Genomic DNA, 17,456 nt, shown 5'->3' with positions numbered 1-17,456 from the left:
GAAGTATAATTTCAAGGACTTTAAACCATCGGATACGGGAGGTAATTTTTCATGCTGACAAAAATATTATTTGATCAGTACCAGGAACAGGTACTGGCAAACCCTGGCAGCTATATAGATTCTTACAAGCAGGTATTTCAAGAGGTCCAGCATTCTGTAGCCCAGTATAAGGATAAACCTGTAGAGTTTCTTTATCAACCTATGTTCTTAACGGAGGCCGACATCCAACGCTTTGATCACCTGACCCAACAATTGTATCGCATTCTGGAGAAAGTTATTCAGCACTATCTGGAAAATAAAAGTTTTCGCGCTCATTTTGGATTTTCTCCGCTCTTGGAAGAATTGATTCTCAAGGATCCAGGCTATCAAACAGATATCCCCATCGGCCGATTTGATATCTTTTATGATTTTGACAGGGGAAAATTTCAATTTTGTGAATTAAATACGGATGGGTCCTCCGGAATGATCGAACAACAGGAATTAGCCCGGATTTTTAAACATTCTTTGGCGATGGAGGAATTGGCGAAAGATTATGACCTCCATGATTTCGAGTTGTTTGATTCTTGGGTAAAAATCGTGCAAAACAAATACGCAGAATTTAGCGGCAGCGAGGAAATTCCCCAGGTAGCCATTGTTGACTGGATCGAAGGGAAGATTCCCAGTGAATTTGTAGAATTTCAGAAGGCCTTTGAGAGAGCCGGGTGCAAAACTGTGATTGCCGATCCCAGATCACTGGAATACCGCGAGGGCAAATTGTATCTTCAGGACTTCAGAATAGATTGTATTTACCGCCGGGTCGTAACCTGGGAAGCCATCGAAAACGCCGCTTCGATTAAGAATTTTATCGATGCGTATTTAAATGGTGATGTTTGTACCATCGGACCCTTCCGCTCGCAAATCGCCCATAATAAAATCATTTTTGCCCTGCTCCATGATCAGGAAAAAACCCCTTTTCTGACGGAGGAAGAAAGACAGTTTGTCAAAGAACACATCCCCTTTACGACCATCTTTGATGTTAATCATGCGGATCTGCTGAATTATACCATGGAAAATAAAGATCAATTGGTGCTAAAGCCGATGGATAAATATGCTTCCCGGGGTGTCCGGGTCGGCCGGGACTATACCCCGGAGGAATGGCGTAACATTATGTTAGGGGAAGCAAAAGAAGAATATCTCATGCAGGAATTCTGCAGGGTTCCTCAAATACCGATGGCGTTTTTTAGTGAGGAGAAAGTAGAATTTATCAATAGTAATTACATTATCGGCTTATATATGTATGATGGAAGGTTCCAGGGCATATATACCCGGTCAGGAACAAAAAACATCATCGGCAGTATTGTTGAATGCTTTACCGTCCCTAATTTTGTGGTAAAATCCCTTTGATATCGTTATCTGATTTTGATGCCGATACCGTTCTTAAAAACCAAAACGGCAACCAGGAATGAGGCAATAATCATTACAGCCCCAATGCCCATAAGCCAATAAATACTTCCTGAAAAAATATCCAAATAAAATGCCCGTGTGATCGTCACAAGGGGATAAATGGGATTGATGAAACGGATGGCTGAAAGCAAACCGGGTAGTCTGGCGATCTCGAAAAATACGCCGCCCAAATAGGCAAGCGGTGTAATAATAATTGTCAGCAAAAAATTCATCTTCTCAAAATTGTCCAGGACAAGGCCGGCAATCAAACCCAAGGAAGCGAAAAGAAAAGAGGTTGCTCCTAGCGCGCCCAGGAAAAGGAAAGGGTGCTCAAGATGGAAACCAATAAAGACAATGGTTGAAGCATAGGTCAAAACGCCTACCAAAACCCCTCTGAACGTACCCCCGAGAATAAAGGCCAGCGATTTTTCCATATTGGACATGGGATAGCTGTTGATATCCTGGATGGTATTTTGAAACTTCTGGGAGATGAGGGAGAAGGACGGATTCTGAAAGGCGGCAAAAATGGCACCCATGGAAGCCAGGCCCGGCACCAGGAACTGCAGATAGTTGACCCCGTCAATACCCGCCTGCTGTGTTTTTAACATGCCGCCGAAAATCCCCAGATACAGGATATTGGAAATCAGCGGCGCAAGAATCGTTTGGACAGGCACCTTCATAAAGCGCTGTATTTCTCTGCTCAAAAGCGTGACAAAACCAACTCTGTTATAAAAAAATTTTTCCATTTCTGTCTCCTAACGGTGAATCAGACTTAAATAGATATCTTCCAGCTTTGGTTTCTCTATACCGAGATCAACGAAAGCCATATTTTTCTGTGCGATCATGTGCACGACCTTGGGCAGATCCTTTTTCGGTACTCTAAGCTGAAGCCTTGTCTTTTCCTCTATTTGAGGGTGGTACATGTTTAAAAACGCCATATCGGCAAGTTCCAATTCGAAATCAAATTGAAATTCTACCGTAACTTCCCGGGAGAAGTTCTCCATCAGCTGCGTCTTCGGTTCGTCCGCAATGATCCTGCCGCTGTCGATAATCACGACCCGGTCGCAGAGCTTTTCTGCTTCCTCAATATAATGGGTCGTGAGGATGATCGTCGTTCCCTCTTGGTGCAGCCTGAGTAAAAAGTCATACAAGGTGTGCCGCATTTCAATGTCGACTCCGGCCGTCGGTTCATCCAGAACAAGTATTTTAGGCCGGTGCACCAGGGCCTTGGCGATTAAAAATCTTTTTTTCATCCCTCCGGAAAGTTCCCGGATATTAGAATTTCTTTTTTCTGTTAAATACAGGGCTTCCAACAATTCATCGATCGTGGCCCCGTTATGGCGCATCCCAAAATAACCGGATTGCTTTTTTAAAGTTTCATATACCGGGAAGGTAGAATCATAGCCCGTCTCTTGGGGCACGATGCCGATGATTCTTTTCGTCTCCAGGGCGTGGGTGTCCAGATTGTATCCGCCGATCGTGACCATACCTGCTGTCTTAAGGACATTGCCTGCCAGGATATTGATCAAAGTCGTCTTCCCGGCCCCGTTTTGTCCTAACAGTGCGGTAAATTCCCCTTTTTGGATCTGGAGATGGATATTCTTTAAGGCCTCTTTCTTTTCCGGCAGGTAGGTCTTCGACAAGTTGCTGATGTTCAGCATATATTTCCTCCACACGTTTCTTCATGGGGAGATCGGGAAAACTGGATCACCGGATCATAGGCTAGGGCGGAGTCTTTCAGGGAGTGCTTGACAGCCTGCCGGATGCCGAATTCCAAAAAACTCTCCTTGTTCTCCTGCCTTTCCCGCTCCATCCGCGCCGACGGCAACAAAGAAATATCCATCAGCTTATTATATTCAGCCTGTACACTTTGCTGGTAAAGGCAATTTCCTGTATGCTCATCCATCAACCGGGCTACAGGCTTTAGCTTCTGAAATATCATTTCGCCAAAGTCCTGTAAAGAAATCATTTCCTCTTTCTCACTACGGAGCATTAAACTGTTTTTCCTGCCATACAGGGCGACCAGATGGTGGTTGGCATTGATTTGCTCCAGTTCACCGGCAGTCATTTTTTCACTTTGCTCAAATAAACAGTACAGCATAAATACCTGCAGGAAATACAATTGGCCCTGACTTATCCCCAGCTGTTCAAAGGGGTTGAGATCCAGCATTCTGACCTCGATGTATTGCACGCCTCTTTCCGTAAGGGCATCCAGCTGTGTTTCTCCCTCGGCCGTTTTCCTTTTTAAGCGAATCGATGAGTAAAATTCACTTTCATTTTGCAGTACATTGCCATTTAATTGAATCGGCACGCCATTTTCAAACAAACCCAACTTGGTATATTGAGGGTTCTCTCTTTTCAGCATCTGGCGCAATTTATCTGCGTATTCCTCCAAGCTGTTGAAAAATACGTTATAACTGTTTTGGGAAGTATTAGAGTAGCCAAACCGGCTCACACGCAAAGACGTGGTGTATTGATATAAATCTTTACTGGCATTACAGCAGCACGTACAGTACTGACTGATCACTTTTAATTCCTTCTCGATGACTGAATAGTAGGTCGGATCACAAAAAGGAGATGCGCCAAAAAGATAAATCAGCAGCCAGCGGTTGCGCAGAAAATTTCTGCTCAGCGCCAAATAGACCCGGTCCATAAATTCACGTTTCTCATTTTCGGATCCATATTGTACGAAGAGATAATCCAGCAGTTCGTCACTAAAAGAAAAATTATAATGGATTCCTGAGATCATCTGCATCTTTTTACCGTAACGCAGCGCCAGTCCTCTTCTGTATATTTCTTTATGCCGCCCGATCTTGGAATCGGAAAACCGCGCAATGGGAATTTGCTCTTCACTGGGAAGCCTTGGCGGCATGCTGAGAGGCCAAAGCAGTTCATCCTGAATACCGTATTCCACTTCAGCACGTATCTCTTGTAAAGACGCATAAACCTCGCTCAGTGAGCCATACGTGGGAGTAATCATTTCGACCTGGCTCTCGGCAAAGTCGGTGGTAATACGCGGATTCTGACATTTGTCCCCAAATATTAAAGGATGCGGCGTCAAAGCAAGGTCTCCCGATGGCGTAATCCTTTGCGACTCCAGTTCCAACCCAAAATTTCCTTTTCTCAGCAGCTTGCTCTTGTCACTGTTGGCAAATAACCGCATCATTTCATGAAAATTCCAAAGCATCTTATTCACCTCAAAAATATTTCATATGTTTTACAACTATTGAGCTATTATATCACAACTAAATCCTTTTCTGCTGCCTGAGTAATCTTAAACTTATGTTTACGCATCTGTTGCTTGAAAACAATCCTGGAGAACTATTGTAAAAGGATAAAAATTAAAACCTTCCTTATAAGGATGCCTTAAATATGTCCAAAACATCCTTGCCGGTCAGCGGATAAAATGCATCCTCAAGTCCTCTGGATGCCTTTTCTGCCATAATTTCCAGATGGGTATCATCAATACCGACTTCTCTCAGCGTAACAGGTATTTCCAGCACTTTATAAAAATTCGCGGTCATCTCAATCGCTTGATTAGCGATCTGAAACTTATCCTGGGAAGGATCGATTCCCCATACGTTAACCCCATATTCTACAAAACGGTCTACTGTTTTATCATTTAAAACGTGCTTCATCCAGTGGGGTGTCAAAATAGCAAGACCCACACCATGGGTAATATCATAATAGGCGCTAAGTTCGTGCTCCATTGGGTGTACAGAAGGAATCACATCATTTCCCCGCCATGTAATGCCGTCAATGGCCAGGCTCGATACCCACATCAGATTGGCTCTGGCTTCATAATTATCCGGTTTATGAGAGGCAATAGGCCCATAGTGGATACAGGTTTTCAACAGCCCCTCTGCAATACGGTTCTGTACATATGCCCCTTTGACATTGTTAAAGTAATGCTCAAAAATATGGGACATGATATCTGCTGTTCCGGCTGCTGTTTGATTTTTAGGCACAGTGAAGGTGTATTCCGGATCTAAAATAGACACTTTGGGATAAAACAGCGGGCTGAAAACACCCAGTTTGTCATTGGTCTTCATATTGGAGATGACAGCAAACCGATCCATTTCCGAGCCGGTAGCAGCCAGTGTAAGAACTGTAATAATGGGCAGTGTATCCGTAACGGGCACAGATCCGGTTACGATATCCCATGAATCACCTGCATATTTAGCCCCGGCAGAAATTACCTTGGCACAGTCAATGGTACTTCCGCCGCCTACTGCCAGGATCACTTCAATGTGATTATTTTTGCACAGTTCAACGCCGGCACGTACGGTTTCAATTCTAGGGTTTGGTTCTACTCCGGGAAGCTCTATGACTTCAATGCCAATCCGTTCGAAGATGGCATAAATGGTTTGATAGAGACCCATTCGTTTGATGCTTCCGCCCCCATAAACCAGTAATACCTTCTTTCCGTATTTAGGAAGCTCCCTTTCAAGTTGCCCGATCTGGCCTTTTCCGAAATAAACTTCAGTAGGAATCTGATAATAAAAATTGTTCATGATCTCATTCCTCCTTTTCTAACATACTTTCATACCTGCCGCTGTCATGCAGCAAATCAAAAGTTAACCACTCAAGGTCAATTTCGTTATATTTCACGTGATTCATTTTTATCACGTTTTGTCGGTGGAAGCAGGCCTTCTATTTTATAATGACGCAGCGCTGCATGCAAAGATTGAATTTTTCAGTAACCTCCTTCGTTAAATAATTTATCATTTCCCCTGCCTTTCCTATACCTACTTCACTATAAACCATAGACTGCACTCTAAAGCAAGCGTTTTTTTAGGTAATGTTACAGTGGAATACGACCTCGACAACGAGGGTAATTGTTTCAGTGGCCCCAAGAACATGGGCTACTTTCTGCTTGATTCCGTTTATGATGTGCTTGGAATTGGTGATGTGCTTAGTAAACACAAATCCATGACGAGAATTGCGTACGACCTGAACGGGCTTGCCAAGCTTTTGGTGTTTGGGCGGGTATTGAATCCCGACTCTAAGCTGGAAACCTTTAAAGGGTACAAGGGATATGTTTTTGACGTTACCGCATCGGAGAGCCTGATTAGGTTTACCGGGCGCTGGATGCATTGAATAAGAAAGCAGATGATAAAGGATGAGAATGGGGAGAGGGTGGAAATCGCAGAAAAGCTGATCTGCTATTGGAGCAAGAAGCATTATGACCGGGAGGTTAAGGAAAATGCCAAGTTTATCGAGTACCTGGAGTAAGTCATTCATTTTTCATACAGGATCTTGAAACATCAGGGCAAAGGTGACATGAATGAAGACGGTTGGGAATCAGGAGTAGGTGGAGCGAATCAAGAAGGCACTGGCCGACTTTCGGGCCGATATTCTGGCCTGGCGGACGCTGTCGCCTATCCAAGCTTTCTGATAACCTGAAGCTGGTTCTGGAATCATTCAATATATCCATGCTGACCTGCGCTTGCCGGCCATCAGCGATTTACGCAAGTTGAAGTATTCTTTTGACCGCTCGGGGATTGTTTGAAGTTTTTGTATGCATTGCGGTGATTTGGAATACAATTTTACACTTTATTCTTTCCTTATTTAAATGAAAACCCTTGAATATTCTAACGTTCAAGAGTTTTCTGCCTTAATTATCTGTTAAACTGTGGTAGAATCTGTGCTTTCCTGCGGCTTCTTATCATGCGCCAAAAACTATTGAGGGGATCGCTAGATCTTGCATAAAGGCTTTGCCCACCTTAATAGTAGGCTCCTAAATAAACCCTTTCCGACATGCATTCAAACGAGCCCCCTCTTTATTCCCAATGTTATAATCCTTTAAATACTTTGTCCAGAATTAACTGCACTCTCATTTAAATCAACTAGATGAGAAACCCCAAGGGATTTTTCATCAGTCTTCTTACCAACTAGCCGTATCACAACCCAAGCTACAATTAACCCTGCAGGTATGGTAATCCATGGAGACACACCATATCCCGCTGGAATAAAACCAACAACAGCAGATATAGCGGCTGCGGTTAACGCATAAGGAATTTGTGTTACCACGTGATCCATGTGGTCACTGGCCGCAGCCATAGAAGATAATACCACACTTTCTGAAATGGGCGAACAGTGGTCACCAAAGGTTGCTCCCGTCAAAACTGCACCAAGAGTGGCAATCATAGAAGCATCTATTGAATGAGCGGCCGGAAGAGCAAGAGGTAATACTAAAGCCATTGTCCCCCAAGAAGTACCCGTGGCAAATGCAATTAGACAGGCAATGATAAAAGTTCCAAAAGGAAGCATACCGGGAGGAAAATGCATCGCAACTAATGCCTGTACCACATATTTTGCCGTACCTAATTCTTTACAAACAGCTGCAACTGCCCAGGCTAGTACAATAAATGCAATAGTAAAAACAATAGCTTTCAGACCATTGGTCCAAGCGTCCACAATTTGATCAATTTTTAGGATCTTTTGAGCTAATAACATGATACCAGAAATACCTGTCGCAACTACTACAGCTACTACCAGAACGCCCAGAGCATCGGCTTTGCCAAGAATTTCTGCAATTCCCCCGGCTGCAGCACCGCCTCCGCTCACATAAAAACCAATAATTGCTGCTATAAAGAAGGTAATAATTGGTACAAAGAAGTTTGAAGCCCGGAGGGGAATACCTTCAGGAGGAGCAAATTCTGCGTCTGAAATACCGGCCATAGGAGTAGCCCCATCTTTGATAACTTTTCCAGTTGTTAAAGCTCTTTTTTCCGCATGGTACATCGGCCCAAAATCTCTACGCTGTAAGGCAATCATAAATACAAAAGCAATACTGAAAATGCAATAGAATCTGAAAGGAATTGACTGTAAGAATACAATATACGCGCTGGATGTAATGCCAATGGTCGCGATTACCTCCCCAATTACGCCAACCTCAAATGCAGTCCAATTGGAAATCGGAGCAGTTGCCGCAACTCCTGCGCCTGCGCTGTCAACTATGTAACTTAGTTTTTCCCGAGAAATCCTAAGTTTATCAGTAAGAGGCCTCATTACTGAACCTGAAAGAATGATACTAGTATAATCATCAAAAAAGAGAAGAATACTTAATAATGCGGTAATTATTTGTCCCCGCTTACCATTATTTACTTTAGAGATTACCAGGTTTACTAATCCCTGAGCTCCTCCAGATTTGCTGAGAATACCAATTAAGCCTCCTAATAGTAAAGTAAATATCACAATTCCAGCATTCCATTCACTAGCAAGGGTGGAAATAGAAATTTTAACGGTTTTCACAAATCCCATAATAGGATTAAAATTTGACAATACTAACGCTCCGGAAAAAACCCCCACAAACAAAGAAAGGATTAACTGTCTGCTTGCAATACACAGACCAATAGCAACGAGCGGTGGCAATATGGAAAGCAGGCCATAGTGCTCCATAAACTTACCTCCATTCATATTTTCTTTTTTCCTTGTCTTATGCCGAATCTTTTGTCCATTAACAGAATAGTGCAGCCTATTTCCACCCATTTAACTTAGACCATGCCGTTTCACCTCCCTTCAACAAATACCACCTTAATAACTTAAATTTAGCCTTTCTTAACACACATTGGGAAAGCTCACGGTTCATAACTGCATTTTGCCATGGTGTCCCTATTGGCTATCCAAGTTCATTGAATCCAGCTTCTGTAAGTGAACGCTGAATGGCATTTAATATATTCTCATATCCAGTACAGCGGCAAAGATGCCCGGAGATCAACCTGCGCAATTCATCACGTGTGTATTTTTTACCGCTTCTCACGATTTCTACCGCGGTCATTATCATACCCGGTGTACAAAAACCACATTGAATTGCTGCTTCCTCTACAAAAGCACGCTGAATTGGATGTAATTGGCCGGGATTCTGCTGCAAGCCTTCCACTGTCAGGATCTGCTTACCTTCCGCCCATGTCGCCAAATAGATGCAGCTATTGATAGCGATACCGTCAATTAGTACGGTACAGGCACCACATTCTCCAACGCCACACCCCTTTTTCACGCTCGTTAAACCCAGACGGTTACGAAGCGTATCCGCTAACGTTTCTCTAACATCCACAGCCAATTCCTCTTCTCTGCCGTTGACAGACAAATGGACGATGCGTATCATTACCGCTCAACTCCTTCTTGCCACGCGCTCGCTAATGCCTGGCGAAAAATCTCTCCAGCCACATGCAGACGAAAGGCCCGCGAGGCCCGCCAGGAATCACGCGGGGTAATCTCCTTACGCAATATATCCGGCCCTATGCACAGCGCCTCCTCTAATGGTAAACCGATCAAAGCAGCCTCCGTCTTTAATGCTCTCATTGGAACAGGCCCGGCCACGCCTAATGCGATTCGGATATCCTCGATAAATCGAGACGGCACATCAGTTTTTATCAGCACCGCACAGCCCAGTATGGCGATATCCATAGCATTGCGCATCGCGTATTTGATATATTTTCCGTGATAGCCCCGATAATCAGCGGGTTTTATGGTTATGGCCGTCAACAGCTCGCCATGACGAAGTGCCACCTTTCCGGCGCTTAGGTAATATGCTTCGATAGGCAGTAACCGATGACCGGCAGAAGAGGTTAAGGTTAGCTCCGCATTTAGAGTCAGCAGAGTAGATGCGGTATCGGCACTCGTTACACCGTTACTGATGTTACCACCAATCGTACCTACGGCTCGGATCTGCGGCCCGCCTACTGCGCCTGCGGCGCCGGCTAAAATCGGCATATGCCTTTGAATCGTTTCATCTTCTTCCAATTCCCTGAAGGTGGTCAGGGAACCAATCACTATTTCGTTATTCTCATTTAAGCGCACACCCTTCAATTCCTTAATACCATTAATGCTAACGAGATGGCAGCCTGCCAGTTTCCCATCTCTTACCTTAATTAAGACATCTGTTCCTCCGGCGATCACAATGGCATTCGGATCGGCGTCCAGAAAAGCGATCGCCTGATCTACACGATATGCCAGATCATTTTGCGCAATATCGAACACAAATCACGCCTCCTTCTATATCAATCCTGCCGCCTGAAAAGCTTTGATCAGACATGGCGGATTCATAGGCAGCTGATCGATTGCGACACCGGTGGCACAAAGCAAGGCATTACGAACCGCAGCGGCGACAGGGATTACTGGAGGTTCACCTAGAGATTTATTCCCATAAGGACTGCTAGGGTCATATGTTTCTACAAATCTCACCTGCAGCGGCGGTATATCCATCGCTGTAGGCAGCTTATAATCCAAGAAATTTCCGTTCAATAATTTTCCTTCTCTGTTATACAGCATTTGTTCAGAAAGGGCATAGCCCAGTCCCATCGCCATACCGCCATGTACTTGTGCTTTCGCCAACATGGGATTGATAATTCGTCCGCTATCATGTACATTGACGATATCAAGAATCTTAATCCTGCCCAGACGAATATCCACCTCTATCTCCGCAAAACAGCATCCCAATGCATAGGTGTTATCCTTACACTGGTAGGAGGATTCCGCGGTGATATGCATTGCATGTTCTCTGCTGTAGAACGCATTCATTGCCAATTGCTTCAATGACACTACAGTTTGTCCGGTTACTTTGCTCTGAAGCATCCCTTTGCGAAGATCAAGATCAATGCTGTTACAACCCCACCGCTCAGCGGCATAACAAAAGATCCTCTCCAGAAACAATAGACATGTCTGCTTCAATGCGGCACCCGAAACATAGGACTGGCGGGAACCATAGGCACCAGTATCAAAGGGTGTCGTGTCGGTATCCTGTGTACTGATCACATGTACCTGATCGGGCTCAATACCAATCGTTTCTGCTGCCATTTGTGAGAAGACCGTATCTGCGCCTTGCCCGATCTCTGTTGCACCCATCTGCACCTGAACAGAGCCATCCTGGTTAAGGATCACCCTGGCACTGCCAATCTCCATAGCACTGGGATAAGCACCGGTCTTGTAACTGAAGATCGCCATCCCTACTCCACGACGGATATCACCGCTCTGTTCACGGTATAACTCTCGTTTTTTCTGCCAATCTATATAGCTCTTGCCCACATTAAGGCATTCCTCCAGCCCGTTACTATGGCAGATAATCCCCGTCCCGGGATCAACGTCTCCCACGCGCATCATATTTCGTTTTCTAAAGTCGATTGGATCAATACAAAGCTTTTGGGCTAGATCATCCATATGGGATTCCATGGCAAAATTAATTTGAGGTATGCCATAAGCGCGCATGGCGCCGCCGCTGCAGATATTGGTGTAAACTGTGACTGCTTCCTGTCGGATCGCTTGTTGATGATATAGATTGCGGTACCCACTGATGGCATTAGCTAAAACTGTATGGCCGTGCGAGGCATAGCCACCCTGATTGGAGACGCCTTTAACATAACGCGCCGCCAGATTTCCCTTGCGGTCAACCCAGCTGTGTAAATAAAACTCCATACCATGACGGGTACGGCTGGATGAAAAAGTCTCCTCTCTGCTCATGTTGAGACAAACGCAGTGACCGCCCGCCACCATAGTCAAATAGGCTGCCAGGGGTTCATAGATCACGTCCTGCTTATTACCGAAACCGCCGCCAACATACGGTTTAATAACCCGGATTCTACCCAAGGGAATCCCCAACGCCTGACTGACTACCCGTCGTACGATGTGGGGAATTTGTGTGGAACTTACTACTACGATGCGATCCCCCTCCATATAAGCGAAACATACTGGATTCTCAATGTGGCAATGCTGTACTGGAACTGTAAGATATTTTTTTTTCAGCTGCAGCAAACCTTCCTGGTGTACGGCTGCCTGCCAGTCACCATCTGTATAATTTGTCTTTTTTAAGATATTATCTGGGTATTCCAAGTGAATCGCATCGGCCTCGGACTCAAGGGCAGCTGCAGGATCCAGCAGCACAGGATATTCTTCATACTCTACGTTCAGCGCGGCTATTGCGCGCGCGGCAATGATCTCATCTTTGGCCAATACAGCGGCAATGCAGTCGCCGTAATGACGTACTCTTTGATTCAATATTTTACGGTCACGTACATCCTGATGGCTTTCATCGAGAGACCAAGGGTGGCCGGCAGTCGGAAACTGGATATTTGGCACGTCGAAGCAAGAGACTACCTTGATAACGCCGTCCATTAACAACGCCTTACTTGTATCAATGGTTTTCACCAGGCCATTGGCGATGGTGCTATGCATCACCCGACCTACCAAAGCATTAGCCGGTATTAAGTCTTCTGTAAATTTTGCACGTCCCAGCACTTTATCAATCGCATCTACACGATTAATACTTTTTCCGATTACCATTTCATACCCCCCATTTATTTACCCAGGGATCCGTTTGTTTTTAGATAAACGATGTTACAAGGTACAGCCCTAATGATGTAGTCTCATTTAAAAGCTACAAGTTTTCAATCCTCTTTTTACCTGTCTCCCGGTAGCTACGAGTAAAGATACTCCCTTTGGTAATATGACGCACAATCCCACGCAGCATTTCCACGATGTATGCGTTAATCGTATCCGGCTCACCGTCCACACAGGGGATAAGCATACCGCTAACCGGATCGAGTGCACCAGCTTCCACACAGGCACTGATCATACGACTTTCCAGTTTCCCGTCATGCAGAACTTCCTCCTCGCCGGCCAATGCAGCGAGACAAGCACAGATACCATAAGCGCCCCAGTTGGAAATATTGCAGATCAAGCCTACATCAGCAGAGATGTTGCAAGCGATGCCGCCGCCACACCCGCACAAACAAGTTGCTCCATTAGGGATACCGGCTTTGACCTCTTCTTCCACAGAACCCATACCCATCTCATTACCCAAATCACCCACACCGATAGTGAGTATGCCGCGCTTCTGCGCTTCAAGGAAAAGGTAATCAAGTTTGGCTGTAACATCGGAAATATTATAGCCCATGCCGCTGTGATGGACTTGATATTCATTCCATCCGGGACGTTCAACTGCAATGACAGCTTTGGGATTGAGCCGGTCGAGAATCTCAATAGTCCGCTTCTTCGCTTCTTCATGTTCCAGCGGAAAGCCCATCACCAATGCCTTTCGGCCCCGACCGCCACGATGAAGCTCTTCTTCATGATCACAAACAACCATGCCTGCTGCCTCTGTCGTTGCAGCCAGATTGTCAACTAGAATGTCTTCAGTCAGGATCACCGGAACGGCACCCAGTGCTAGATCAAGACTTCGCGCCAAAGCTGCTGCGCCGATAGGACCATCTGTTTCCGGCCGGTTCCAGTTGAGAATGACAAAGCCGGAAAGAAGAAGCACCGTATCACCTTTTTTCACCCGCTCGGTCAGCAGGCGCGCTGCCTTTAGTGTCAGTGGTTCGCCGCCTGCTTTGGCACGCGCAGCTTCATAGGTTTTTGTAAGCGGCAAGCCTTTTAAAATCGTCCAGTTGGACATCGGCACCGTGACTAAGCGGTCAACTGCTTCGCCGATAAAACGATAATCCATATAAAATAATCCCCTTTTCCCTTATGTTCTTACGATTTATAATAATCATCGATTCTGATCTGGTCGTACATTCTGTTGGTGCGGCGTCTGTAAATATGGCTCTTGTGCAGTGGGGCCGTGGCATCTATTCCGAATTTGCCGATATTCTCGTCTTTTACATCTTCTCTGGTATAGGAGGATACACCGGGGATAACCATAACACCCTTATCCGGGCAGCACCGTGTCTGGATCGCCCAAAAAACGTCGTTGGGTTTGCGAATATCTACGTCCTCGTCCACCACTACTGCGAACTTGATCCAAGCGTAAGAAGCCAGTGCCGAGAGGAGAATGTTTTTCGGCTGCTGTTCGTTACGTTTGCGTAAACGGATGAAACAACCGAACACAAAGGGTGATGTTACTACATCTATGATATCCTCGGGGTTTGCGAACTTTCGGATATGATTGAAAACCTCTGATTCTATCGGCAAACCAAGCAAATTAAGATCCTCCGTGCCGCCCGCATAGATATCATGCCAGAATGCGTCCTTGCGGTGGGTAATCGCGGTCATTTGAAATACATGGTTTTGCATCACCGGTACATAGGAATCCGTAAATTCACCGAAAGGCCCTTCATCCTCGCGTACATGGGGCAGTACCTTTCCCTCTATGACAATTTCTGCATTTGCAGGGATCAATACGTCGATACTCTTGCCGCGCACCACGTCCAGTTGTTCATTTGACAGGGCGCCGGCAAATTCCAGTTCATCACGGTCTATGGGGATTTTGGAAGCGGCGCTGTACATTACCGCTGGAGAAGCGCCGATAACAATCGCTACTTCCAGCGGTTTGTTCAATGCTTCCGCCTCTTCATAAATCACCCCCAAATGTTGCGGAGGCATCATCCGCACACGCAGCTTATCTTTATCTACCAGTTGGCAACGATTGAAGGAGGCGTTCATCATGCCAAGCCCTGGGTGACGCGCCACCAGCACGCCGCCGGTGATATAACGGCCATTGTTTCCATCACTGTGCAAGCAGAGGGGCAGATCAAACAAATCAGGGTTAGCCTCCACTACCTCTTGTACCGAGCCGCTCTCAACGATGCGATAAGGCTTCTGCTGTGCTTCGCGGCAACTCCACTGATGCACCATCCGCTGCGGCTCCATATTCAAGGATTCCGCGATCCCCTCTCTGGATGACAGCGCATAAGAAAGAACAGGATATTTGGAGCCCTTTACGTGCTCAAAATAGACAGCTTTGCCGTACCGTTCATTAATCTTTTTGGCAACCGCGACCAATTCGTAATCCGGAGCGACCTCCCGCGTTACATGCGCAATCTGCCCGCGTGCATCCAGCCACCTAAGCAATTGACGTAAATCTTTCATAAGTCAGCCTCCTGCTGTTTGTGTTTAAATGATCGCTTTTTCAACGATTAACCTATTTTCACGGAAACGGCGCATATTCATCGCACTCAAATCCAGTGTCCGGTATTCGCCGTACAGAATGTACTCAGCAAGACCCTGTCCTGCAGCCGGCGCCTGCATCATACCATGACCGGAAAAACCATTGATCAGATAAAAGTTCGTCACATCAGGATGCTGGCCGATGATGGCGTTAAAGTCTATCGGGTTATACTCGTAGCAGCCGCGCCAGTATTTTAACAGCCTCAGGTTATCCAGCTTTTCCATACGTTCAGCAAGATCGGGCCAGACCTCCTCTTCGAAATACGGCACATCGACATTAAAGTCAAAACCAAAGCTGAAATCAAGTTTAGTTTTCCCGCACAGCAGCGTATCTCCGGTTTGATGCTCCCTATACCACCATGTCGTGGTGGGCAGCGTTGTATAGGAATGACCCACATTTGCTTCCATCGGCATTTTGGCTACATAAAGGTCATGGGCCATTGGCTCCACGGGAATGTCGAGACCGATCATCTTGCCAATCTCTTTTGCCCATGGACCGGCTGCATTAACGATCACATCCGCGCTAAAGGCCTCACCGGATTTACAGTTTATTTCCCTGATCTTATCCCCAGTCATCTTCATGCCCACCACTTCATCGGTGATTAACTCCGCGCCCAGTTCTCTGACCTTACGCAGATAGCCGGTTAATACGGACTGTGGATCGAGGATGCCTTCTCTTGGGCATATGGTACCGCCAACGATACCCGATAAATCCGTTTCAGGCAGCATAGTTTCCAAATCGCCGGGGGTGAGCAGTCGAATATCAACCCCTTCTTCTTTTTGTACCTTGGCATTTTCCTGCGCTACCGGCCATTTGCTCTCATCCACCAGGAAAAGGTAACCACCCTGGCGCAGATCAATCTCAGGTTTCCCAAAAGTTTTTGTCTCCATTAGTTCACCAAAATTCTCAAAGGTGTCAACGCTGATCTTAGCCAGACGGATATTAACACGTTCACTGAATTGCTGTCGGATCCCGCCTAAAGCGAGAGGCGTGGCGGCAAGCTTATAGGTGGGATCCTTTTCGATCATCAAGATCTTTGTGTTCGGGTTTTCGTTTAACATCGTGTACGCAGCCGCGCACGCCATTAGGGATCCGCCAACAAAGACTACATCATAATTTTTCATCTTAATACCCCCAATTATATAATCGATATTTTGTTGCCTTAATTATTGTCGATCCTGCCCACAAACCTGTAACAATGCACGTTTGACTGCGGATTTGCCCAGTGCCTTTCTGGTTACAGCATCAACCCGGCTATCGCGAAACGGCGCGATCTTTTTTGTAGCAAGCGTCTGAACTTCCTCCATCAGTTTCACCGCTTCTGCAGGGGTCTTCCCCTGTAACAGCGGTTTGATATCATCCACATACTGCGGTTTCACACCGGCACTGCCTATAACAACCGTGGCTTGTGTGATCCGCCCATCTTGCTCCACGAAGGTCATAGCACAACTAATCAGCGGAAAATCAAAGGAGCCCCGGATCGTCTCCCTAGTATAAGCAGAACGCATAACACCATCTATGGGGGGGATTACAAGTGCAATTAGGATTTCATCGGTCCCTTTGGCTTTCTTGCCGGCATCAAGATAAAGTTCAGCGAGCGGTGTTTGCCGTATGCCGCGGGGACCCTGCCAACAAGCGACCGCATGATAAGACATCAGCACCGGCGCCACATCAGACTGAAACAAAGCAACGCACTGCGGGCTACGCGTATATTGGTAGCAACGTTTTCCCCCCAGTTTAAAACAAGGTTCTTCTCTGCGCCAGCTAACTGATTGGTTAAAATAGATACAGCGGTTCTCCTGCAGGACATTGCCACCGATCGTTGCCTGATTACGAATCTGCGGAGACGCCACACGGGAGCATGCCTGCTGCAGCGCGTGATATTCAGATAACCGTTTATTCTCGGCTAACTCTACTAGTTTACTTAATGCACCAATCTGCAGTGAACCATCCGGCAGCCAAACAACACCGTACAGCTCTAAAATCTCATCCAGGCAAACAAACAGTGGATGGAACTCAATTCCTTGATTTACACGAGGGATAATATCCGTACCTCCGGCAATGGGATATGCATCGGGACGATCCGCAAAGATTTGCCACAGCTCCGCCAAAGAATGGGCTTTAAACACTTGATATGACATCTTCT

Annotated in this window: 14 protein-coding genes; 2 read left to right on the top strand and 12 right to left on the bottom strand. The window is 46.0% G+C overall.

Annotated features, from left to right (window positions below; translation table 11 throughout):
- The first annotated feature begins 51 nt into the window (after positions 1-51).
- Entirely contained in the window at positions 52-1,383 is a 1,332-nt protein-coding gene (locus DCMF_RS01045) for a glutathionylspermidine synthase family protein (RefSeq protein ID WP_148132711.1), read from the top strand.
- Positions 1,384-1,388: 5 nt separating this feature from the next.
- Here the strand turns inward: DCMF_RS01045 and DCMF_RS01040 are convergent, their stop codons facing one another.
- The 4 genes from DCMF_RS01040 to DCMF_RS01025 form a co-directional block, all read right to left on the bottom strand.
- A complete protein-coding gene (locus tag DCMF_RS01040) occupies positions 1,389-2,168 on the bottom strand; it encodes an ABC transporter permease (protein ID WP_148132710.1) in 780 nt (259 codons plus the stop codon).
- Positions 2,169-2,177: 9 nt separating this feature from the next.
- Positions 2,178-3,083: an ABC transporter ATP-binding protein gene (locus tag DCMF_RS01035; RefSeq protein ID WP_148132709.1), complete on the bottom strand. Its 906-nt coding sequence runs from the start codon at positions 3,081-3,083 to the stop codon at positions 2,178-2,180.
- Complete coding sequence (gene gshA / locus DCMF_RS01030) at positions 3,077-4,609, bottom strand: glutamate--cysteine ligase (protein ID WP_148132708.1); 1,533 nt, start codon at positions 4,607-4,609, stop codon at positions 3,077-3,079. Before gshA ends, DCMF_RS01035 begins: the two co-directional genes overlap by 7 nt.
- 166 nt (positions 4,610-4,775) lie before the next feature.
- Positions 4,776-5,936 (bottom strand): iron-containing alcohol dehydrogenase, encoded by a 1,161-nt coding sequence (locus DCMF_RS01025; protein WP_148132707.1) that lies wholly within the window; start codon positions 5,934-5,936, stop codon positions 4,776-4,778.
- 295 nt (positions 5,937-6,231) lie between these two features.
- Between DCMF_RS01025 and DCMF_RS01020 the strand changes: the two genes are divergently transcribed.
- The gene (locus tag DCMF_RS01020; protein ID WP_214659005.1) at positions 6,232-6,522 is read left to right on the top strand and encodes a hypothetical protein; all 291 of its coding nucleotides are present in this window, start codon (positions 6,232-6,234) and stop codon (positions 6,520-6,522) included.
- A 705-nt stretch (positions 6,523-7,227) separates the two neighbouring features.
- Here the strand turns inward: DCMF_RS01020 and DCMF_RS01015 are convergent.
- The 8 genes from DCMF_RS01015 to DCMF_RS00980 form a co-directional block, all read right to left on the bottom strand.
- The gene (locus tag DCMF_RS01015) at positions 7,228-8,826 is read right to left on the bottom strand and encodes a Na+/H+ antiporter NhaC family protein (RefSeq protein ID WP_214659004.1); all 1,599 of its coding nucleotides are present in this window, start codon (positions 8,824-8,826) and stop codon (positions 7,228-7,230) included.
- 220 nt (positions 8,827-9,046) lie between these two features.
- Positions 9,047-9,532 (bottom strand): xanthine dehydrogenase subunit XdhC, encoded by a 486-nt coding sequence (gene xdhC, locus DCMF_RS01010; protein ID WP_148132704.1) that lies wholly within the window; start codon positions 9,530-9,532, stop codon positions 9,047-9,049.
- Complete coding sequence (gene xdhB / locus DCMF_RS01005; protein ID WP_148132703.1) at positions 9,532-10,407, bottom strand: xanthine dehydrogenase subunit XdhB; 876 nt, start codon at positions 10,405-10,407, stop codon at positions 9,532-9,534. The genes xdhC and xdhB overlap by 1 nt, the downstream gene beginning before the upstream one ends.
- Before the next feature lie 15 nt (positions 10,408-10,422).
- On the bottom strand, positions 10,423-12,702 hold the full coding sequence (xdhA, locus tag DCMF_RS01000) for a xanthine dehydrogenase subunit XdhA (RefSeq protein WP_148132702.1): 2,280 nt from the start codon (positions 12,700-12,702) through the stop codon (positions 10,423-10,425).
- A gap of 94 nt (positions 12,703-12,796) precedes the next feature.
- Complete coding sequence (locus DCMF_RS00995) at positions 12,797-13,867, bottom strand: DUF4392 domain-containing protein (RefSeq protein ID WP_148132701.1); 1,071 nt, start codon at positions 13,865-13,867, stop codon at positions 12,797-12,799.
- A 29-nt stretch (positions 13,868-13,896) separates the two neighbouring features.
- Positions 13,897-15,231, bottom strand: coding sequence for a UbiD family decarboxylase (locus DCMF_RS00990; protein ID WP_148132700.1), 1,335 nt, complete (start codon positions 15,229-15,231; stop codon positions 13,897-13,899).
- Positions 15,232-15,255: 24 nt separating this feature from the next.
- Positions 15,256-16,434, bottom strand: coding sequence for an NAD(P)/FAD-dependent oxidoreductase (locus DCMF_RS00985; protein ID WP_148132699.1), 1,179 nt, complete (start codon positions 16,432-16,434; stop codon positions 15,256-15,258).
- 42 nt (positions 16,435-16,476) lie between these two features.
- Complete coding sequence (locus DCMF_RS00980) at positions 16,477-17,451, bottom strand: FAD binding domain-containing protein (protein ID WP_148132698.1); 975 nt, start codon at positions 17,449-17,451, stop codon at positions 16,477-16,479.
- Positions 17,452-17,456 lie beyond the last annotated feature (5 nt).

This window comes from Candidatus Formimonas warabiya, assembly GCF_002777255.1.
In the GTDB taxonomy this organism is placed as follows: Bacteria; Bacillota; Dehalobacteriia; order Dehalobacteriales; family Dehalobacteriaceae; genus Formimonas; species Formimonas warabiya.
The sequence above is the reverse complement of the archived record's forward strand: the minus strand, read 5'-3'. Positions and strand labels throughout refer to the sequence as shown.

Coding starts and splice junctions, on each gene's coding strand:
- DCMF_RS00990 (WP_148132700.1), bottom strand. CDS start 15,231: ATGAAAGATTTACGTCAATTGCTTAGGTGGCTGGATGCACGCGGGCAG.
- gshA (WP_148132708.1), bottom strand. CDS start 4,609: ATGCTTTGGAATTTTCATGAAATGATGCGGTTATTTGCCAACAGTGAC.
- DCMF_RS01045 (WP_148132711.1), top strand. CDS start 52: ATGCTGACAAAAATATTATTTGATCAGTACCAGGAACAGGTACTGGCA.
- DCMF_RS00985 (WP_148132699.1), bottom strand. CDS start 16,434: ATGAAAAATTATGATGTAGTCTTTGTTGGCGGATCCCTAATGGCGTGC.
- DCMF_RS01040 (WP_148132710.1), bottom strand. CDS start 2,168: ATGGAAAAATTTTTTTATAACAGAGTTGGTTTTGTCACGCTTTTGAGC.
- DCMF_RS01025 (WP_148132707.1), bottom strand. CDS start 5,936: ATGAACAATTTTTATTATCAGATTCCTACTGAAGTTTATTTCGGAAAA.
- DCMF_RS00980 (WP_148132698.1), bottom strand. CDS start 17,451: ATGTCATATCAAGTGTTTAAAGCCCATTCTTTGGCGGAGCTGTGGCAA.
- DCMF_RS00995 (WP_148132701.1), bottom strand. CDS start 13,867: ATGGATTATCGTTTTATCGGCGAAGCAGTTGACCGCTTAGTCACGGTG.
- DCMF_RS01015 (WP_214659004.1), bottom strand. CDS start 8,826: ATGGAGCACTATGGCCTGCTTTCCATATTGCCACCGCTCGTTGCTATT.
- xdhA (WP_148132702.1), bottom strand. CDS start 12,702: ATGGTAATCGGAAAAAGTATTAATCGTGTAGATGCGATTGATAAAGTG.
- xdhC (WP_148132704.1), bottom strand. CDS start 9,532: ATGATACGCATCGTCCATTTGTCTGTCAACGGCAGAGAAGAGGAATTG.
- DCMF_RS01035 (WP_148132709.1), bottom strand. CDS start 3,083: ATGCTGAACATCAGCAACTTGTCGAAGACCTACCTGCCGGAAAAGAAA.